The sequence below is a fragment of the Butyrivibrio sp. MB2005 genome (assembly GCF_000424285.1).
GTDB lineage: Bacteria > Bacillota > Clostridia > Lachnospirales > Lachnospiraceae > Butyrivibrio.
The window spans coordinates 37,811-56,745 of record NZ_AUJP01000011.1 but is presented as its reverse complement, the minus strand read 5'-3'; the positions used below and the strand labels follow the sequence as shown (position 1 = coordinate 56,745).

The following is an 18,935-nucleotide window of genomic DNA, read 5'->3' as shown; positions in this document are numbered from 1 at the left end:
TCCTCCGGTCGTTACATTACTTGGGATTGTTATATCCAAAATTCTTCATCTGAAGTGAGTCATTTCGCCAGTCTCGTCGAACTTTTACGAAAAGCTGTAAATTAACTCTGCATCCAACCATTTTCTCGATATCTTCTCTTGCCTGGCTGCCAATCTTTTTAAGCATGGAGCCGCCTTTTCCGATAACGATACCCTTATGTGAATCTCTCTCGCAGATAATGGATGCTTCGATATCCATGATATTATCCGCAGCATCTACATTTGCTGCATCCTCCGCTCCTCCTGCAAGAGCTGCCAGCATGGCATCAAGATCAGGAGTTCCGTCAGCATTTGAAACTGATATAGGACCTGAAGCTGCATTTGCTGATTTCTTTGGTGGATGTACATGCTTTGATTTTTTCTTTTTGGCAGGTGCTGCCGCCTTTCGTGTCTTCATGGTCTCAACAGTTACGGCGATACCATGAGGCACCTCATCAGTTAAAAGTCTAAGAGCCTTCTCACGGATAATCTCCGCAACGATTTCCCTCTCAGACTGATTAGTCAAAACCTCATCATCATAAAAAGGATCACCATAAGGAAGTCTGTCAAAAATGATCTGCATAAGATCATCTAAGTTCTCACTCTTAAGAGCAGATACAGTAACTATATCCGCATAGTCCATTTCCTTTTTATATGCATCGATAAAAGACTGCAGATCAGCTGCATCAACGGTGTCAATCTTGTTAATTACAAGAATTACCTGCTTTCCGCATTCGCGGAGCTGATCGATAATCATATGCTCACCCTGCCCGATAAAGGTTGAGGGCTCAACAAGCCAAAGAATAAGATCAACCTCTTCCATAGTCTTGGTTGCCACCTTAACCATGTATTCTCCAAGCTTGTTTTTGGACTCATGAATACCGGGAGTATCGAGGAAAACAATCTGCCCTCTCTCATCGGTATAAACAGTCAGAATCTGGCCTCTTGTGGTCTGAGGCTTATGTGAAGTAATGGCAATCTTCTGACCAATAAGATGATTCATAAGCGTGGATTTACCCACATTTGGTCTGCCTATAAGTGTCACATATCCGCACCTTAATGCTGCATTATTATTATTCTGATTTTCCTGCATAAATAAGCTGCTCCACTTTTCCAAACATATCTTTATTTTCTTCGAGCTTGTTACCATCACCTACAACGCAGATACAGTCATCTTCCATGAAAGCATCAACATATGCTGCAAGGCTTCTTATCTTTTCCTGATCTGTAGAGATAAGGTCATCCCTGTCCTTCTGAATATCCTTCATATCCGCATGGCATAGATAAGCGGTAAGACCGTAAGCTCCTTTTGTGGCAGGAGTCTTGGGTGTATCAAGTTCGCTAATGGCACCGATGATGAACTGTGTAATTGTTCTCTCATCTGCCTCAAAGGTTCTAAGATACTCGGAAGCCTTCTCAAATACTTCAACACTTCTCTTAAGATGAGGATCTCTGTAGGTTGCAAAATATGAATCACCATTCTTGGCAAAGCCGCTCATGCAGCCGTATGCCCCGCCCAGCACTCTGATGTTTTTCCACAGATAATCGTAAGCAAACATAACCTTGAGAACCCTAAGTGAACCGTCATACTTAAGTCCCTTGGATGCGTAATTACCGGCTCTGCATACATACTGTATCTGTCCTGCAGTCTGGAAGCCCTCATTAAGCTTATTTGGAACAATTGTAAATCCGCTTCCATCAAAATCCTCAGTGTGAAGACCTGCAGCAAATCCCTCTATTCTTGAGCTTACTCCGTCATATTCCTTCTCTGAAGCTGTGTAATCCACCATAAGATTCTCTGCTCTGAAAATAATGGTAGATAATTCCTTCATATATCCGATAATCTCATCAGCTGCCTTTTCATCAGATGAGAATTTCTCTCTGGTCTCTTCCATCATACGGTATCCACCGATTCCGGAAGTCATATCAGAAAGCTTTGCCGCACTTGAAACGTATGACATTGCCCTTAAAGCTGCGCTGTGATGGCCTGCTGCAGCAAGCTCTGAGCGAAGTCTTGAACAGTTCTCGTCCAAGATCTCAATAATACGCTTCTTATCATCAAACTTTGTACGCATAAGAATCTCAGTAACAAGCTCAAATGCATGACCAAGCTGAGGATAAAGCGCTTTTACAGTGATTTCAAAAGTAGTCCTGAACTTGCTGACATCCCTTGCATCAGTATATGTACTGATTGATCCGTTAATTCCGCCGGTCTGAAGATTTATCTCATTATACAGATCACTGTAGGAATAATTCTCAGTATCCATAAGTCCCAGAAGAAGCTTTAAAAGAGGTGTATAAGGTAAAAGTCTGTCAGGAACCTTAGTCATATCAAAAACAAAATTCAGATATCCAATGCCATTTGTAAATACATCATGAAATAGAACCTTCTGCTCACCTACAAATCTCTCTTCATAAATGAACTTATCAGCTTCCTTCTTCATATCTTCTCTTGTAAGAAGAGGAATCTTAGCAAGATCTTCAGGACTGTCAGGTTCCTCCTGATATGCCTTAAGCTCAGCTGTGTTCTTAACAATAGCCTGAATCTCTTCTTTGCTTAAGGTCTCTTTATACGCCTTAAGCTTCTCCTTAAGCTGCTCTTCCTTCTCCTCTGTAAGTCCCTGCTTGGGAGTTGCTACAAGAGTTGTGCAGTGAGGATTATCAAGAAGATATTCCTGAATAAGTCTTTCAAAATATCCGGTCTCTACTTCCTTTTTCAGCTCTGTAAAGGTCTCATTGGCCTCAATATTGATCCAGGGCTTCATGTCATCATAAAGCCAGCTGTCCAAAACCTGAAGGCCATAGAGAAGTCCCTTGGGGAATCTTCCAAAATCAGCCTCTCTGTACTTGAACTCATCTGCATTGATACCAGCCAGTAGAGCCTTTTTATCTATTCCGCTCTTAACCTGATCTCTGAGAACGTCCTCGATTGTCTTAAGGAACTCGTCTCTCTGTTCAGGATTAGCGTTCTTTGCAACTATTGAAAATACCGGCTGTCTTACGCCGTTGTCGTACTCACTGAAAATCTCACTTCCTATTCCCTTATCGGTGAGGGCCTGCTTAATAGGCGCACCGGGGGCAGAACAAAGCGCATAGTCAAGAACATCAAATGCGATATAGAGCTTGGGATCAAGACTGCTTCCAACTGCATAATTAAGAGTCAGATATGTGTTATCCTCTGTGGATTCGCCCTTCATAATAGGGAACTGGCTCTCAAGATATTTTCTGCCATCAAAGCTCTTCTGAAGCTCAATCTCAGAATCAACAGTGATCTTATCAAAAGCTGAAAGGTAGTTTTTATCTATATAATCGAGTTTTTCTGCCATATCCATGTCACCATAGAGATAGATATAGCTGTTTGAAGGATGATAATACTTCCTATGGAAATCAAGATAATCATCATACTTAAGCTCATATATCTCATCAGGATCTCCGCCTGACTCTATTCCGTATGTGGTATCAGGAAAAAGTGATTTCCTTATATCTCTGGCAACAACTTCATCAGCAGATGAAAAGGCGCCTTTCATTTCGTTATAAACAACACCATTGATGGTGAGGTCATCATCCTCATTCTCCATCTCATAGTGCCAGCCTTCCTGCTCAAATATCTTTTTAGTCTTATAAATATTGGGATAAAAAACTGCATCAAGATAAACATGCATCAGATTCTGAAAATCTGTATCATTGCAGCTTGCCACGGGATAAACAGTCTTATCCGGATATGTCATGGCATTTAAAAATGTGTTAAGAGAGCCCTTTACAAGCTCTACAAAAGGATCCTTAATAGGGAACTCTTTTGATCCGCAAAGAACAGTGTGCTCGATTATATGCGCAACACCTGTAGAATCCTTGGGCGGAGTTCTGAATCCTATATAAAAAACCTTGTTATTATCATCATTTGAAAGAAGAGCAACTCTGGCGCCAGTCTTTTTATGTCTGACAATATAGCTCTCAGAATTAAGATCATCTATTCTTCTTTTCTCTAATACCTCGTAAGCGGCAAGGTCTTCAACTCTCATTCGTGTTCCTCGTTCTTTTTCTTACAATTTACTGCCATCGGCAGCGTTTATATCTAAAATCAAATATCAAAATCATCATCGGGGTCGATGCTGATATCAAAGTCATCTTTCTTAGCTTCTACAACCATTTCCGCCTCATCAGCAATTTCAGTTGCTTCATCGGCTATTTCATTCACTTCAGGCTCTTCTGTGTCATCCTCAGAACAAACAACCTTCCAGCCGGTGTTTTCTTCCTTCTTACCAACCGAGAGAATGCCGATGTTCTCCATCTCAGGTCTGTTCATGTTGAAGTTGGGAACAAGATTCTCCTCGTCCTCATCTCCTGTAGGAAGCACCATACCCTCAGGAACAAAGCGAGGGGTCTCATCCTCCGCTGGCTCAGCCTCGGTTTCCGGCTCAGGCTCAGCTTCGTTTTTCAGCTCAGGCTCAGCTTCGTTTTTCAGCTCAGGCTCAGCTTCAGGTTCTTCAGCTGCTTCTGTAGCTGATGCCTTCTCTACAACCGGCTGCTTATCTTTGTAAGCAAAGCATGATACTGCGCAGCCCACAAGAATACTAAGCATCAGGAAAAGATACATATCATAGTTGATCACCGTGCTTCCACAAACCACTGAAAGAACGCATGAGACTATTGTGAAGAAAAGCCATGGTACTATTCTCTCGTTTCTCTTTGAGAAAATAAAACCAAATATAACTGCGATAGCACCGCCAAGCATTCCAAGTGAGATCACAAGATTCCACCAGGATGCTGAAACCGATGCAAACCATGCACTGTTGTTTATTCCATAAAATTTGTTTGCATACTCAAAGAAGCTTACATAAAAAGGTCTCATACCTCCAATGAAGTATACTGAGCATCCAAATGCAATAAGTCCTGCCAAAATAAATATAATGACATCGACAACTGCCGATTTAAATGAAAACTCTTCCTCGTCGCTAAAAAGTGCTGTGATCATGAAAACAATAACCGCTACAGCTGCAAGATCAACATATACAGCAAAACCTGTAAGTGCACCTGTTAAGATGCCAAAGATCACATGATAGGGCTTTATGGAATCTGACCTTGAAACACTTTTTGCAAACAAAACAACCAACATAGCATCAAGCATTACAAGTGCAAAAAACATATTTCCTGCATACACATGCTTAATGGATAAACCAAATAAGGGAATTGCTACAGTAGCAATGGATCCCGCAAGCGCTCCAAAAATTCCTATGGAATTCCTGAGTGCAAAGTATAATGCAATAAGCATTATCATCCTAAGTACAAGCTGATAAATCAGAACAGATTTAAGCTCATTGCCAAGAAAGCTCATAATAATATTGAGTCCTGATACATAGAAGCTACCAAGAATGCTGCCAGGTACAGCTTTTACGCCATCTTTTGTTACAAGGGCACTCTCAAAGAGCTTCATATCTCCGGTTATGGGCATAATACCGTTTATGTACCACGTATAAACGCAGCCTCCTGCGATAAAAAGGATTATCGGGAGTATTATCTCCGGTGCCCATTTTATATCCGATCCGGAGTTTTTATTCAAAGCTTTTCCGATGGTAATACCAACTGCCGAAACAACCAGCGCTATTACTGCAAGCGCCGCTACTATCAGAGCTGTCACCATTCTTTTGTCATAAACAGGAAAAAGCCCTGAAATAAAGCCTGTAACTCCTGTAGCAAAGATTATTCCTACTGTATAGATTACGAAGACACAAATCCCAATCCATGTCTTTTTAAGCTTCATCTCAAGACCTCCCCAAGTCCCAAAGTATTATGAATTTCTGTTAACGTTCCGACGCCCCAGCACATTTCATGTCGGGTCCTGCCAAAACTCAGTGTATTATTTACTCTGCTGCACTGTCATCCCAGTTGTGATAAACAGCCTGTACATCGTCATCCTCTTCAAGGATATCAAGAATTCTCTGAATGCACTTAACGTTGTTCTCGTCTGTAACCTCAACGTAGTTCTGAGGAATCATTGTGATCTCAGCTGATGCAGAAACGATCTTCTCCTTATCAAGAGTCTCAACAACGCCCTGGAAAGCTTCAGGAGTTGTAAGGATCTCATAGCTGTCATCTTCCTCATTGAAATCATCAGCACCTGCATCAAGAACCAGCATCATAAGGTCATCTGAACCCATAGAGCACTCTTCCTTATCGATGAGGATCTGACCCTTCTTATCGAACATGTAAGATACACAGCCGGGTGTTCCAACGTTACCGTTACCCTTTGAGAAAGCTGCTCTTACATTAGCTGCTGTACGATTGATGTTGTCTGTAAGTGTATCAACGATGATAGCTGTGCCGCCGGGGCCATATCCTTCATATGTAAGTGTCTGATAGTTAACGCTTCCGTCAGCACCTGCAGCCTTCTTGATACCACGCTCAATAGTATCGTTAGGCATGTTATTTGCCTTTGCCTTAGCGATTACCTGTGCGAGCTTGAAGTTATTGGACGGATCAGGGCCGCCCTCCTTAACTGCTACTGCGATCTCACGTCCGATAACTGTGAAAATCTTACCCTTGGCAGCGTCATTTTTCTCTTTCTTATGCTTAATGTTCGCAAATTTTGAATGTCCTGACATATTGTCCTCCTAAAAATACTAAATTGCTTTATATTCCTGATCGTCTGATTCTTCCAAGGACTCATCATCCTTTATCTTTTTAACCAGAACGCTTTGGATCATGTGATTTTTGACCGAAAGAATCTTGAATGAATATCCGCTTATCTGTGCAGTGAAATCCTCATTCTCTTCCGGAATTCTGTCGAGCCTTGAAATCAAAAGTCCGTTTACTGTCTCGAACTCCTCGTCGTCAAAGGTAAGTCCGAATTTCTCCTCAAGGTCCTCAAGTGGCGTCTTGCCTTCAATGATAAACTCATCCTCATTGGATGTAGCCTCGATGTAATCCTCTTCCTCGTCATACTCATCCATGATATTACCAACGATCTCCTCGATGATATCCTCCATGGAAACAAGTCCCGCAGTCTGTCCGTACTCATCTATTACGATAACCATCTGCGTCTTTGATTTTTGCATCTCGTGGAAAAGAGTATCAATATTTCTGGTCTCCGGAACGTTCTTGGGAGAACGAAGGAGTCCTCTGGTCTTCCTGAGCGGTGTATCATCATCTATATGCTCAGAAAGTCTTTTCATTGCATCCCTGATATGAAGGATACCAATGATGTGATCAATATTATCAAGATAAACAGGGAATCGGCTGTTGTTCATATCAAGCATGAAGTTTACAGCCTCTTTTAATGTGGTATTACCGTCAATACAAACCATAGCCTTACGATTGGTCATGATATCCCTGGCCTGCTTATCAGAATATTCGAAAATATTACTGATCATGTCAGCCTCGGAATCCTGCAGAACACCCTGTTCCTGACCTTCCGAAACCATGGATTTGATCTCTTCTTCTGTGACATCATTCTCATCTGCTTCCCAATGAAAACCAAAGAGTCTGAGAATAGCCATAGCAGTGAATCTGACAATCCCGGTAAAAGGACTGAGAATCTTTATGATTGCACTGATTGCTCCTACGCACACAAGAGCCCATTTCTCAGGGTATCTCGCGCCAAGCTTCCTTGGTATCAGCACGCCTATGGTAAGTACTACATACATTAGAACCATAACCGCTACAAAATAAGAAATAATCTGTGCAGCTACAGTATTCTGAATATAACCGCCTATGAGTCCGAATGTGAAACTGCTAAGCTCCCTGACATAGGTAAGTCCGAAAAACATATTAACAAGCAATGTTACCAGCTGGATGGTATTGATATATCGTCCCGGATGATCCAGGATTTCAAGGATTTTCTCAGCGTTCTTGCCATTTCTCTTGATGAGGTGGGCAGAACCGTTATCGTCCTTATCTTTATCCAGTCTGTTAATGTCTTCAGGCTTGAGATTCTCAATAGAAGCACCAAATCCGTAAAAGAGCACATCTATGAGTATCATGACTACAAATATCAGTAGAAAAGCAGTGGCAGTAGGCCCATCGTCGTCCATTAAATTTCATCTCCTTTTATTCATGATTGCAAAATGCGTCAAGTTAAAATATAGCATTTTGGCGCTTTTCCGTCAAGAAATCGGGCTATAAAAAGGGACTCTTGTATATAACAAATAGGCAGAGGATTCTCTGCCTATTTACCACATCCAAACCATATTCATTTTCTGTCTAAATAAATGTCATGTAACACCTTGGCAGAGTCGCAAATGTCATAGCCTTTTTTACGTATATCTATACTCCTGTCATATCTGTTTTCCAGATCATGACACTGGCAATACTCAAAAATATCGTCAGCCCATTTACCGGCCCCGTCCTCAAGATCCATAAAGAAAGCTTTCTCTGTAACCGCTGCCTTTCTAGGCACATTGGTAGAACTCCATACAGGCAGATCCATGGCCTGCGCCTCAATTGCTGAAATGCCTAATCCCTCTGATAAGGACGGAAACACAAATGCATCCATTGCGCAAAGATAATACTCTATCCTGTCGTTGGCATCAATAAAAATAATTGATTCTTCTATCTCAAGCTCCTCACTGTATTTGACAAGCTCATCTTTAAAGCTACCGCTTCCAACTATCAGAGCCCTAACTTCAGACTTCTCTTTTAGTATTTTAACAATATCAAAAATAAACTTCTGATTCTTGATATAATCGAGCCTTCCCACCGTACCAATGACAAACTTCCCGTCCAATTCCATGCTTGATCTCGCTTTTTTTCTCAAGTCAGAAGAAAAAGTGAATTTATTCAGGTCGATGCCATTGTACAAGAGTCTCACATCTGAATGACCAAATAAATGCTGTGCTGCTTCAACAGAGCATGAAAGCTGTATATTTGCCAGCCTGTCATTTGCTCTTTGATAGAATTGCTCTCTTCTGCCGTATGGTACGGAGGACCTTTTACTACCGTGAGAATGAGCAATTCTCTTTTTTACACCAAATACTCGAGCAATAGCCATAGATATGAACGTTAATTCCAATCCGCCGGTATTGCAATGAATCACATCAAACTTTCCTTTTGCAATGATTCTCAGCAAGTCCCATGCTATAAGCTTCCTTCGATATCTGTCATGTTCTCCCAACACGATTTTAACGCCATTTTCTTCATAAAATCGGTAACAGCCTTCGTCAGCAACATTCCCGAAAGCATATAACGTTATGTCCAATCTACTTCTATCCATTTTGGCTAGTAGATTATTTATAAGCACAGATACACCGCCAAAATGAACATCACCATAAATAACTAAAAGAATTTTGATTTTTTTATTTTTTTCTTTTATCCTCATAAGATTAGTTATTCTTTCTGTTATGAAACTTAACCAATGAATCCTTAACAAAAGAAGCTGCCTCAAGTTTGAAAAACATAGCTCCGGATACATAAACTATTGCACCTACAACAATCTGAATAATCAAAACGACTATAACCGGCAATGTACCTGGCAATGGCAAAAGATAAACTACCGCCCCCATCACTACGGCCAGTAGAAACGACGGTAATATATCTCTGATCTGCTCAAAGTAACTATAATTGAGCAGTTTTTTGTTGGGGAATGAATTTACAACACTGGCAAAAATAGTGTAGAATATGCCTCCCAAACCAATTGCAAGTACACTTATATTCATTGTGGCAAGCACTAAAAGTAGTCCTGTTACCTTTTTAATAATCTCCAGTTTAAGAAAAATATCACTTCTGCCCTTTGCTTTAATCGCATTCAGATTGGCCGTCTGGATAGGCTGCATTCCTGTAACGAAGCAATAAATATATAGATACGGCAAGCTGGGCAGCCATTTTTCTGTAAGTAGCAATACAAACAACGTCTTACCTGTAGCCATCAATCCGATCATCATCGGCCACATAATAAAGCTACTGGTCATAATAGAATATCGTGTCATTCTCTTGATACGCTGTTCATCATCCTGAGCCTGCGACATTACAGGCAAAAGCACACTGTTTATTGAAGCATTGATATTGTTTGCAATAAAACTTGGGAATGTCTGACCTCTGTTAAAATATGCCAAATCCGCTTCCGTATACACTTTACCAATAATAAGCTGTCGTATGTCATTGTATACTGTGTTTAATAAATTAGAGGCAAGCAGCTTCCATCCATAGGAAAAAAGCCCTTTAAGCCTCTCAAAAGAAAAGATAAATTTTGGTCTCCACTTTACTGTAATCCACAATACAATCGTATCAATAAGAGCATTAACAATATTCTGTGCTACAAGCGCCCAAACACCAAATCCAGCATAAGCAAGTATAATTCCTACAACTCCCGCTGATACCGTTCCTAAAAGAGTTGAAAAGAAAAATTTCTTAAAAATAAGCTTTTTTGAAACATAAGCCTGCTGAACGTTCTTGACTCCGGAAATAAGGACTGTAACACCAAGTACTCTGATAATAGCTGTAAGTGAATCATTTTCATAATATCCAGCTATCACAGGTGCCAAAAAGTATATACCCAGATATACCACACAACAGGAAATAACGTTGCATATGAATATTGTCGAAAAATCCAGATCGTCTGCATCCTTTTTTTGAATCAAAGCGTTTCCCAATCCGCCATCAACAAATACCTGAGATATAGACAAGAAAATTGTTACAAGTGCTATTACACCATATTCATCCGGTGATAATAATCTTGCCAAGACAATCGTAACAATAAAACTTATTCCTTGTGCACCGCAGCGCTCCGCATATCGCCATATCAAATTTGATATTGTTTTATTTCTAATATCCTTTTGTTTCTCCATACAGTAATAATAGCTCCCTAAACAACCATCTTTATGACAGGTTCCATATTATTCCCTCGATTTTTATGCTCACTATTAATAACATATGTGGTGTAATTTTTCCACTGCCATTATTCTCGGACTTGAAAAAAGGAGGCTTAATTGCCTCCCGTGAAATTTTATGCTCTGAATTTTTTCTTAATTTCGCCGTATTGTACATTTATCTCCTGAAGTGCTGAGGTGTCGCCGTCCATATTGTCCGGGTGATAGAGCTTTACAAGCTGTTTATATTTCTTATCAGCTGATTCCAATGAGTTGCAGCCGGCAAAGAAGTTGAAGTTGCCTGCGGGTTCGCTCTTAGGGGACGTACTACGGTTATTAGATTGCTTATTGCGTCGGTAAGTTTTATCCTCTATGCGATCATCATATTCTTCGTAATCTTCATATTCTTCATAATCGTCATAGTCCTCTGCTTCTTCATCATCTTCGTAGTAATCCACATCGTACTCATCATCATAGTCCTCATCGTATTCATCGATATCATATGTCCGCGAATGCCTTCTGCGATTTGAACGAGGTCTATCATAATATTCATCGGGTTCATCCTCGTAATCATCTTCATACTCATCATCTTCATAGAATTCCTCAGGTCTGCGGCGTGCATTCTCGGGCTCTTCATACTGATTCTGTCCAAAGGTGTCATCCTCAAACTCTCTGCTATGGCGGCGAAGCCAGCTGTTGTAGTTTTTCTGATCAATTTTATGTCCTGCTCCCGGAAACAACAGCTTATACCTGCCTACGGCCATATCCATAAACCCTCGTCCTGTTATGACAGAACCAAATAAATAAATAGCCACATCTGCAAGAAGCGCAAAAACAAGAAATCTTCCGCAGAACGAAAAAGCACTTGCCGCAATCAATATGAAGCCTATGGGGATAATAAGAATTAATGCAAGAAATAACAGTACGAAAAACATCATCGTCCCGCCGTACTTTGACATCAATCCCAGATAATCGGAAGCGACTTTTACAAGCGCAGCCCTTGCAACACCTGAACTTATCCGAACAGGAAATGCTGCCAAAAAGCCGTCACCTGCAAACAATGACACTATTAACAATATCAGGAAAACCGAATAGACAAGCGCTGTAACAGGAAGCGCAACAAAAAACATGCGCAGCAGACGGAATATCTGGCGCATAAAAAATGAGATCATCTCAAATATATTCTTAAAGATCCAAATTAGGATCCTGGTAACAAACTCAAAAAATACCGAAATCATGCTTATATTTTAGCGGAGTTATTACAGCTCCGCCATCCCCAATATCTTTCCACCTCTCTCATACAGTCTCGGAACTCTGTGATTAAGATCACAGGCAAATTCGTAGTTGAATCTTCCGCTGATCTCGCCCAGCTCCTCGATAGTAATCTTCTCTGACTCTTTTTCTCCAAATTCCTTCTCGCTCTCGCCGATAAGGATAACTTCATCTCCCTCTTTTGCATTGGGAATATGGGATACATCCACCATAAACTGATCCATGCAGACGCGGCCAAGGATTCTGGCCTTCTCACCATGAATCAGCACATATCCCTTGCCACCTGAGAGGCTTCTTGGATAACCATCGCCGTAACCAACAGGAATAGTTGCAATACGCATTCTCTTATCTGCTATAAAAGTACCGCCATAGCTTACAGGTGTGCCCTCAGGAATATCCTTTATAAATGAAATATGCGAATACAAAGATAACGCAGGTCTTATCTTTATCTTATCCCTGCTTACTTCATCTGATGGCCACATGCCGTACATGGTAACACCGCAGCGCACCATATCCATGTGTGCTTCGGGCATCTCAATTATGCTGGCACTGTTGGAGCAGTGCTTTATCGGAATGTGATACTCGGTCTCTTTTTCTACCCTGTTTACGAAATCCTGAAACTTCTTAAGACTCTCATGGGCGTTGGTAAGGTCAGCCTCATCTGCCCTTGCAAAGTGTGTAAAAATACCCTCAACTTCGATTCCATCTGTTGCCAGAGCAGTCTTAAAAAGAGAAAGTCCCTGATCATCAGGTCTTACACCTATTCTGCTCATTCCGCAGTCAACAGCCACATGTACATGAAAAACTTCGCTTCCGCCCTGGCCTCTGCGCTTTTTAACGCGCTCAGAGAGCTGCTTTAACATATCATATCTAAATACTGCAGGTCTGATATTTTCCTTGAGCATTCTGTCGTAGGCATAGGGAAAAGTGTATCCAAGCACAAGAATAGGCTTGCTTACTCCTGCCTCTCTAAGCTCAAATGCCTCCTCAGCTGTTGCTGTGGCAAAGCCCCATACATAGGGCTCCTTCATGAGCATTCTGGAAATCGGCACAGCGCCAAGTCCGTACCCGTCAGTTTTAACAACCGCGAGGATGTTTGTTCCCCGCGGCATTGCATTGTACATATTTTCTACATTTGAATGGATAGCATCCAGATTGATCTTAGCGTAAACTCTTGAGTATTCTTCCAACATTGTTACTTCAAAACCTCTGTCTTATCAGCAAAAATATCCTGAAGCGCTTCTGAAATATCTCTTGCAGTCATGGCACATTTTCCATGTCTGTCAGCAGCTATATCTCCTGCTTTTCCGTGAAGGAAACATCCGATTACGGAAGCACTGAAAATATCTTCATATTCGCGGCAGCACAGTGCACCAAGAAGCCCTGCCAGCACATCACCGCTGCCTGCAGTGGCCATACCATCATTTCCGCTGATATTAATATAATTTCTATTGCCGTCAGTGATCACACTTCTGGCGTCTTTACATATGATACTCGCATCAAAATCTTTTGCAAGTATGCAGGGCAATGTCAGAATATTCTCCCTGCACTTTTTAAGGTTCTCGCCCGCCAGTCTTGAAAACTCGGCCAGATGCGGTGTAAGCACCTTATCCCCACGATAAAGCCTGAACTTATCCCTAAGCTCCTTATCATTTGCAAGAATACTTATAGCATCCGCATCAAGAACCAGCTTTTTATCAAGGCCCTTAAGCACTGTCCTCAGCAGCTCTTTTCCTATCTCACCCGTTCCGATACCGGGGCCGCATACCACAGCATCAGCCCAGTCAATAGCCCCGGGCAGCGCATCTCTTATCTTTTTCAAAACATCGGTATCATCTTCGTCGTAAACATCTGACATAGCTTCAGGGAGAAGCGTCTGCACAGCGCTAAGATTAGCTTTTTCAGTAAAAATTCGAACCATTCCGGCGCCGCTTTTTAGGGCACTTTCAGCAGCCATAATGCATGCACCGCTGACACGCCTGCTACCTGCCACAATAAGCACCTTTCCGAAAGTCCCTTTATTTCCCGAAGGTGACCTCTTTGGAATCAGCTCGTTAACAGAGGCATTTCTGTCTATGTATTTGTACGCAGGATAATCAGATAAAAATCCATCCTCAGTTATTCCAACTTCGAAAAGCCTAAGCTCTCCCACATATTCACTGCCAGGGAAAAGAAGCTGACCAAGCTTTACATATTCAAAGGTAACTGTCATGTCCGCTGTTACGCAGCAACCGCAAATCTGACCGTTATCCGAGTTAATACCCGTAGGGATATCAGCTGCGATCACGTAGGGTCTCTTTTCAGACTCAGCGCATACTTCATCTATCAGCATAACAGCCTTCTCATATTCGTCGCCAAGAGACCTGCTGCAGCCTGTTCCAAGCATTGCATCGATAACGACGTCACTCTTTTTTACAAGCCACTTGGGGTTATCTGCTTTTTCCAAATAGTAGGCTGGTACTCCATATTTCCCTGCGATACTGACCTGTCTTTTAAGGGCGTCGCTCTTTCTGCCCTTTTTGTGATTCACATAAAGAAGCGCCACATCTATTCTTGCCTGATACAAAAGTCTTGCCGCAGCAACTCCGTCGCCGCCGTTATTCCCTGTACCTGCAAACACAACTACGCTTCCGCCCTTAGGGCATTTTTCTATGGCAGCTTCACATAAAGAAAGCGCCGCACGTTCCATAAGGACATCCTGAGGAACGCCGAAATGCTCAATTGTGGTGTTATCACATCTTCGCATTTCCGCGGCATTAACTGCAAATTTTGATTTTTTATCAAGTATCTGTAAACTTTTCATCTTCAATGACTATTCCATTCTCAACTCTCATCCCATCCTTAGGAATCACGGGATGACGTCTCTCAGGGTCATATCTAAGATCAAACAGGTCTATTACTTCCGGTCCGAAAATATCATGCATGTAGGAATAAACATTGAAATTCTCGATTTCCTTTTCCTGCATGCGAACGATATTTTTCTTAAGCTGCACCCTGACCTTGGATACCCACTCATCTATGGCCTGAATCTCAACCGTATTGGCATCCATTCTGCCATAAAAAACGTTCATGGTCTCAACCATTAGGTCAACATCTGTCTTGTAAATCTCTCTTGGAAGCCCCAGCATTTCGTCTTCGCATTCTTCGATCTTCTCGTTGCTTTCCTTGATGAGCCTCGTGTGGTCATCAATCTGGGCTTCGATCTTTTTCCTCTGCTTCGGATTCTTATCGGCATCATCCCTCAGCATAACTATCTCGCCAAGAAGCCTCTTTTTAAGACGCTTTATATCCTTAATCTTTTCCCTGGTCTTTTCCTGCTTATCCACAAGCTTATTAAGCTCAGCCTCAAGTTTCTTTATCTTATCTGTCTTGGGACTCAGTATGAAAAGCTTCTGCCACCTCTCATCCTTGGACAAAATAGGAATGTCCTTGCCGATAAGGGCTTCCGAGTAATTATTTGTATCTTTTGCCATAGGCATTCCCCCGTCATAAGAAAACGGTTACTTTCTGGTCTTTACCTGACTCTTCTCATATCTGTCGATTCCATAAGAAAGCTTCATAAGGGAATCAGATAAATGAACGTTTTCAACCTGAACATTCTCAGGAACATCCAGGTCCACGTGAGCAAAATTCCAGATCGCTTTGATACCGCAATTAACCAGTCTCTCTGCCATTTTGACAGCCTGGTCCTTGGGAATTGCAAGCACAGCAATCTCAATCTTATTATCTCTTACAAACTGCTCCATCTCTTCGATAGGACGAATTTCGATATTTCTTATTTTCTTTCCGTGAAGTTCGGGATTAAGGTCAAATGCACCTTTGAAAATAAATCCTCTGTTGAAGAAATTATTGTAACCTGAAAGCGCCTGTCCTAAGTGGCCTGCGCCGATAATGATAAGAGTATGTTCTCTTCCGAGACCTAAGATCTTACCGATCTCATCATAAAGATATTCGACATTATACCCATATCCCTGTTGCCCAAAACCTCCGAAATTATTAAAGTCCTGCCTTATTTGTGAGGCTGTTACTTTCATCAGATCACTGAGATCCTGAGAAGAAATTCTCTCGATTCCCTGCTCCTTAAGTTCTCCCAGATATCTGAAGTAGCGCGGCAGTCTGCCGATAACTGCCTGCGAGATTTCTTTCTCCGCCATACTTCCTCCGTTGTCATTATAGGTATTTAGTTCTATATAGATTATACTATCTGTTAAAAATTAGTCAATCTGCGAACTCTACATTCAAAAAGTTTCAAAAATACTGAATTTTTCTTTCAAAAACAGGCATATTTCGGTTTTCTTTAAGAGCAAGTTTATAATATTTTAAGGAATATATTTTATAATTCTATTGTCTGTAAATGGGTGTTCTTACAGACTGTAGAGGTAGAAATATATGGGAATGTCAATTGGCGGAATAAGTGGATATAGTATGTATCAGACACAGCCAATGAATTATGCTCTCTCCAATCAGGCACCGGTTTCCGATGTTTATGATGAGCATAAGGCTGTTGGGAACATATCTACAGTTGCTCCTGTGGTATATCCAAACGCACAGGAAGTAAAAGTTGGCGAAGTTGCCAGCACAGATGGTCAGGAAGAGACCCAGAGAGTAAGCCAGCAGTTCAACAATATCGCATCAAAATATAACGGCATGACAGTTGGCTACGGCAGAGATATGGGTGGTTATTCCTATAGCCAGGTCGGTAGTTCATTTGATGCATTTGCCTGAAATTCGAACATTATAAAGCAGAAAATAAGAGCATTCGTAAGACTTAATCCTGCGAATGCTCTTTTACTTTTACTAACTTATTGCTTCTAAATACTGCTTACGCGCAAGGATTTCTCAAGCGAAATCCTATTTTATTCACTAAGCTCGGCCCATTCGTCATAAAGAGCGCTTAGTCTCTCCTCGTTGGCGCCAAGCTCATCAGATAGCATTCTCACTTTCGAAAGATCTGTTGCTACCTCAGGATCAGATAGTTCTTCGTTGATCTTCTCATTCCTCTCCTCAAGCTTTGCAATTTCCTCTTCACACTTCTTAAGGGCCGCTTCAATCTTACGCTTTTTAGCCTGTTCTTCCTTTTGAGCTTTCCAGTCAGCTGCTCCTGCGCTCTCCTTCTGGGCAGGCTGTGATGAACCTGCAAGCTTACCAAAGGAATTGCCCTTGGCAGCATCCTCAGATGCCATCTCTATTCCTCTTCCAAAGGAAGATGCACTGCCGCTTTCATTTAAGATTCTTGCGGTCTGCTCCTCGCAGTGCTCAAGGTAGTAATCATAGTTACCAATGTAACCGATCATTCTTCCATGGGTAAGATCAAGGATTCTGGTGGCAGTCTTATTGATGAAATATCTGTCATGGCTTACATATAAAACAGTACCCTCGTAGCCGCTTATGGCATCCTCCAATATCTCCTTACTGGTGATATCAAGGTGGTTTGTAGGCTCATCGAGAATAAGGAAGTTGGCATCTGAAAGCATAAGCTTGGCAAGAGATACTCTGCCCTTCTCACCGCCTGAGAGGTCTCCGATTCTCTTAAATACATCATCACCTGTAAACAAAAATGCAGCCAGAGTATTTCTGATCTCTGTATTGTTCATGGATGGATAAGCATCCGAGAGCTCTTCAAAAAGAGTCTTCTCATTGTGAAGTACCTGATGCTCCTGATCGTAATATCCTACATGAACCTTCACACCCAGTGTTATTTCACCGGCATCAAGGGATTCCATGCCATTAATTATCTTAAGCATTGTGGTCTTACCGGTTCCGTTGTCACCGATAATTGCCACCTTCTCACCGCGCTTAATTTCAAAGCTTATATTCTCAAACAGCTTCTCATTACCAAAGGATTTGGCAATAGAGTCAACATTCATTACATCATTACCGCTTACGCAGGAAGGAGTAAGAGTGATTCTCATGTCATCACGAACTTCTGTGGGCTTTTCAAGACGCTCAATCTTATCAAGCATCTTCTCTCTGCTCTCAGCCCTTTTAATGCTCTTTTCCCTGTTGAACTGTCTTAGCTTGTCAATGACCTCTTCCTGATGCTTAATCTCAGCCTGCTGATTGAGGTATGCCTTAAGCTTAGCTGCCCTGATCTTCTCACGCTTATGTGCATAGGCTGTGTAATTACCCTGATATACCTCAGCACTTGTTTGATCAATCTCAATTATCTTCTGTGCTATACGGTCAAGGAAATATCTATCGTGGGATACGATAAGTACAGCACCCTTGTAATTCATAAGATAACCTTCAAGCCACTTGATGGAATTCATATCAAGGTGGTTGGTAGGCTCATCAAGGATTATCAGGTCAGGACTCTGAAGAAGGAGCTTACCGAGAGCCACTCTGGTCTTCTGACCACCTGAAAGAGTGGAGATTCTCTTATCGAATTCCTCTTCTGTAAAACCAAGTCCCTTTGCAACGCCTATTACTTCACTCTCCCAGGCATAGCCGTTTTTAAGCTGAAACTCGTGATTCATCTGGGCATAACGGTCCATCAGTCTGTCCAGCTCTTCGCCTCGAAGCACATCCATCTGTGCCTCAGCACTGCGAATCTCCTTTTCGAGATTAATAACATCTCTTTTCATCTCACGAAGTTCTTCGTAGATACTGTGAGCGCTGTCGATATTCTGATTCTGTGCAAGATATCCAACTGTCACATCCTTGGAAAGTGTAACTGTTCCGGTATCCGGAGTCAGCTCTCCAATAAGCATTCTGATGAGTGTAGTCTTGCCTGCACCGTTAATTCCTACTATTGCTGCTTTTTCATTATCCTCAATATGAAAAGACACTCCTTTCAGAATGTCTTTTCCGTCAAACGACTTTGAGAGATCATGACAATTTAAGATCATT

The 18,935-nt window shown here is 41.7% G+C and carries 14 protein-coding genes; 1 reads left to right on the top strand and 13 read right to left on the bottom strand.

Features of this window, described 5'->3' with window-relative positions; genetic code table 11:
• Positions 1-16: 16 nt before the first annotated feature.
• From era to G610_RS0106925, 12 genes are all read right to left on the bottom strand, one after another.
• Positions 17-1,111, bottom strand: a complete 1,095-nt coding sequence (gene era, locus G610_RS23455) for a GTPase Era (protein WP_035797154.1) — start codon at positions 1,109-1,111, stop codon at positions 17-19.
• Entirely contained in the window at positions 1,092-4,037 is a 2,946-nt protein-coding gene (locus tag G610_RS0106975; protein ID WP_026524222.1) for an insulinase family protein, read from the bottom strand. Before G610_RS0106975 ends, era begins: the two co-directional genes overlap by 20 nt.
• A 59-nt stretch (positions 4,038-4,096) precedes the next feature.
• Positions 4,097-5,776, bottom strand: coding sequence for a hypothetical protein (locus G610_RS0106970; RefSeq protein ID WP_026524221.1), 1,680 nt, complete (start codon positions 5,774-5,776; stop codon positions 4,097-4,099).
• 100 nt (positions 5,777-5,876) lie between these two features.
• The gene (locus tag G610_RS0106965) at positions 5,877-6,617 is read right to left on the bottom strand and encodes a YebC/PmpR family DNA-binding transcriptional regulator (protein WP_026524220.1); all 741 of its coding nucleotides are present in this window, start codon (positions 6,615-6,617) and stop codon (positions 5,877-5,879) included.
• Between the two features lie 18 nt (positions 6,618-6,635).
• Positions 6,636-8,045 (bottom strand): hemolysin family protein, encoded by a 1,410-nt coding sequence (locus tag G610_RS0106960; protein WP_026524219.1) that lies wholly within the window; start codon positions 8,043-8,045, stop codon positions 6,636-6,638.
• A 158-nt stretch (positions 8,046-8,203) separates the two neighbouring features.
• The gene (locus G610_RS0106955) at positions 8,204-9,394 is read right to left on the bottom strand and encodes a glycosyltransferase (RefSeq protein WP_196809819.1); all 1,191 of its coding nucleotides are present in this window, start codon (positions 9,392-9,394) and stop codon (positions 8,204-8,206) included.
• Positions 9,333-10,793 carry a lipopolysaccharide biosynthesis protein gene (locus G610_RS0106950; protein WP_051197784.1) on the bottom strand — a complete coding sequence of 487 codons (1,461 nt, stop codon included), beginning with the start codon at positions 10,791-10,793 and terminating at the stop codon, positions 9,333-9,335. The genes G610_RS0106955 and G610_RS0106950 overlap by 62 nt, the downstream gene beginning before the upstream one ends.
• Positions 10,794-10,951: 158 nt before the next feature.
• Positions 10,952-11,986 carry a hypothetical protein gene (locus tag G610_RS0106945; protein WP_155830981.1) on the bottom strand — a complete coding sequence of 345 codons (1,035 nt, stop codon included), beginning with the start codon at positions 11,984-11,986 and terminating at the stop codon, positions 10,952-10,954.
• An 87-nt stretch (positions 11,987-12,073) separates the two neighbouring features.
• Complete coding sequence (gene alr / locus G610_RS0106940) at positions 12,074-13,279, bottom strand: alanine racemase (protein WP_035791736.1); 1,206 nt, start codon at positions 13,277-13,279, stop codon at positions 12,074-12,076.
• A gap of 2 nt (positions 13,280-13,281) precedes the next feature.
• On the bottom strand, positions 13,282-14,889 hold the full coding sequence (locus G610_RS0106935) for an NAD(P)H-hydrate dehydratase (protein ID WP_026524214.1): 1,608 nt from the start codon (positions 14,887-14,889) through the stop codon (positions 13,282-13,284).
• Positions 14,867-15,559 carry a hypothetical protein gene (locus G610_RS20055; protein ID WP_196809818.1) on the bottom strand — a complete coding sequence of 231 codons (693 nt, stop codon included), beginning with the start codon at positions 15,557-15,559 and terminating at the stop codon, positions 14,867-14,869. Before G610_RS20055 ends, G610_RS0106935 begins: the two co-directional genes overlap by 23 nt.
• Before the next feature lie 27 nt (positions 15,560-15,586).
• Complete coding sequence (locus G610_RS0106925) at positions 15,587-16,240, bottom strand: redox-sensing transcriptional repressor Rex (protein ID WP_026524213.1); 654 nt, start codon at positions 16,238-16,240, stop codon at positions 15,587-15,589.
• 235 nt (positions 16,241-16,475) lie between these two features.
• Between G610_RS0106925 and G610_RS0106920 the strand changes: the two genes are divergently transcribed.
• Positions 16,476-16,811: a hypothetical protein gene (locus G610_RS0106920; protein ID WP_026524212.1), complete on the top strand. Its 336-nt coding sequence runs from the start codon at positions 16,476-16,478 to the stop codon at positions 16,809-16,811.
• A 131-nt stretch (positions 16,812-16,942) separates the two neighbouring features.
• On the opposite strand, the gene G610_RS0106915 is transcribed toward G610_RS0106920, so the two are convergent.
• Positions 16,943-18,934 (bottom strand): ABC-F family ATP-binding cassette domain-containing protein, encoded by a 1,992-nt coding sequence (locus G610_RS0106915; protein WP_026524211.1) that lies wholly within the window; start codon positions 18,932-18,934, stop codon positions 16,943-16,945.
• Position 18,935 lies beyond the last annotated feature (1 nt).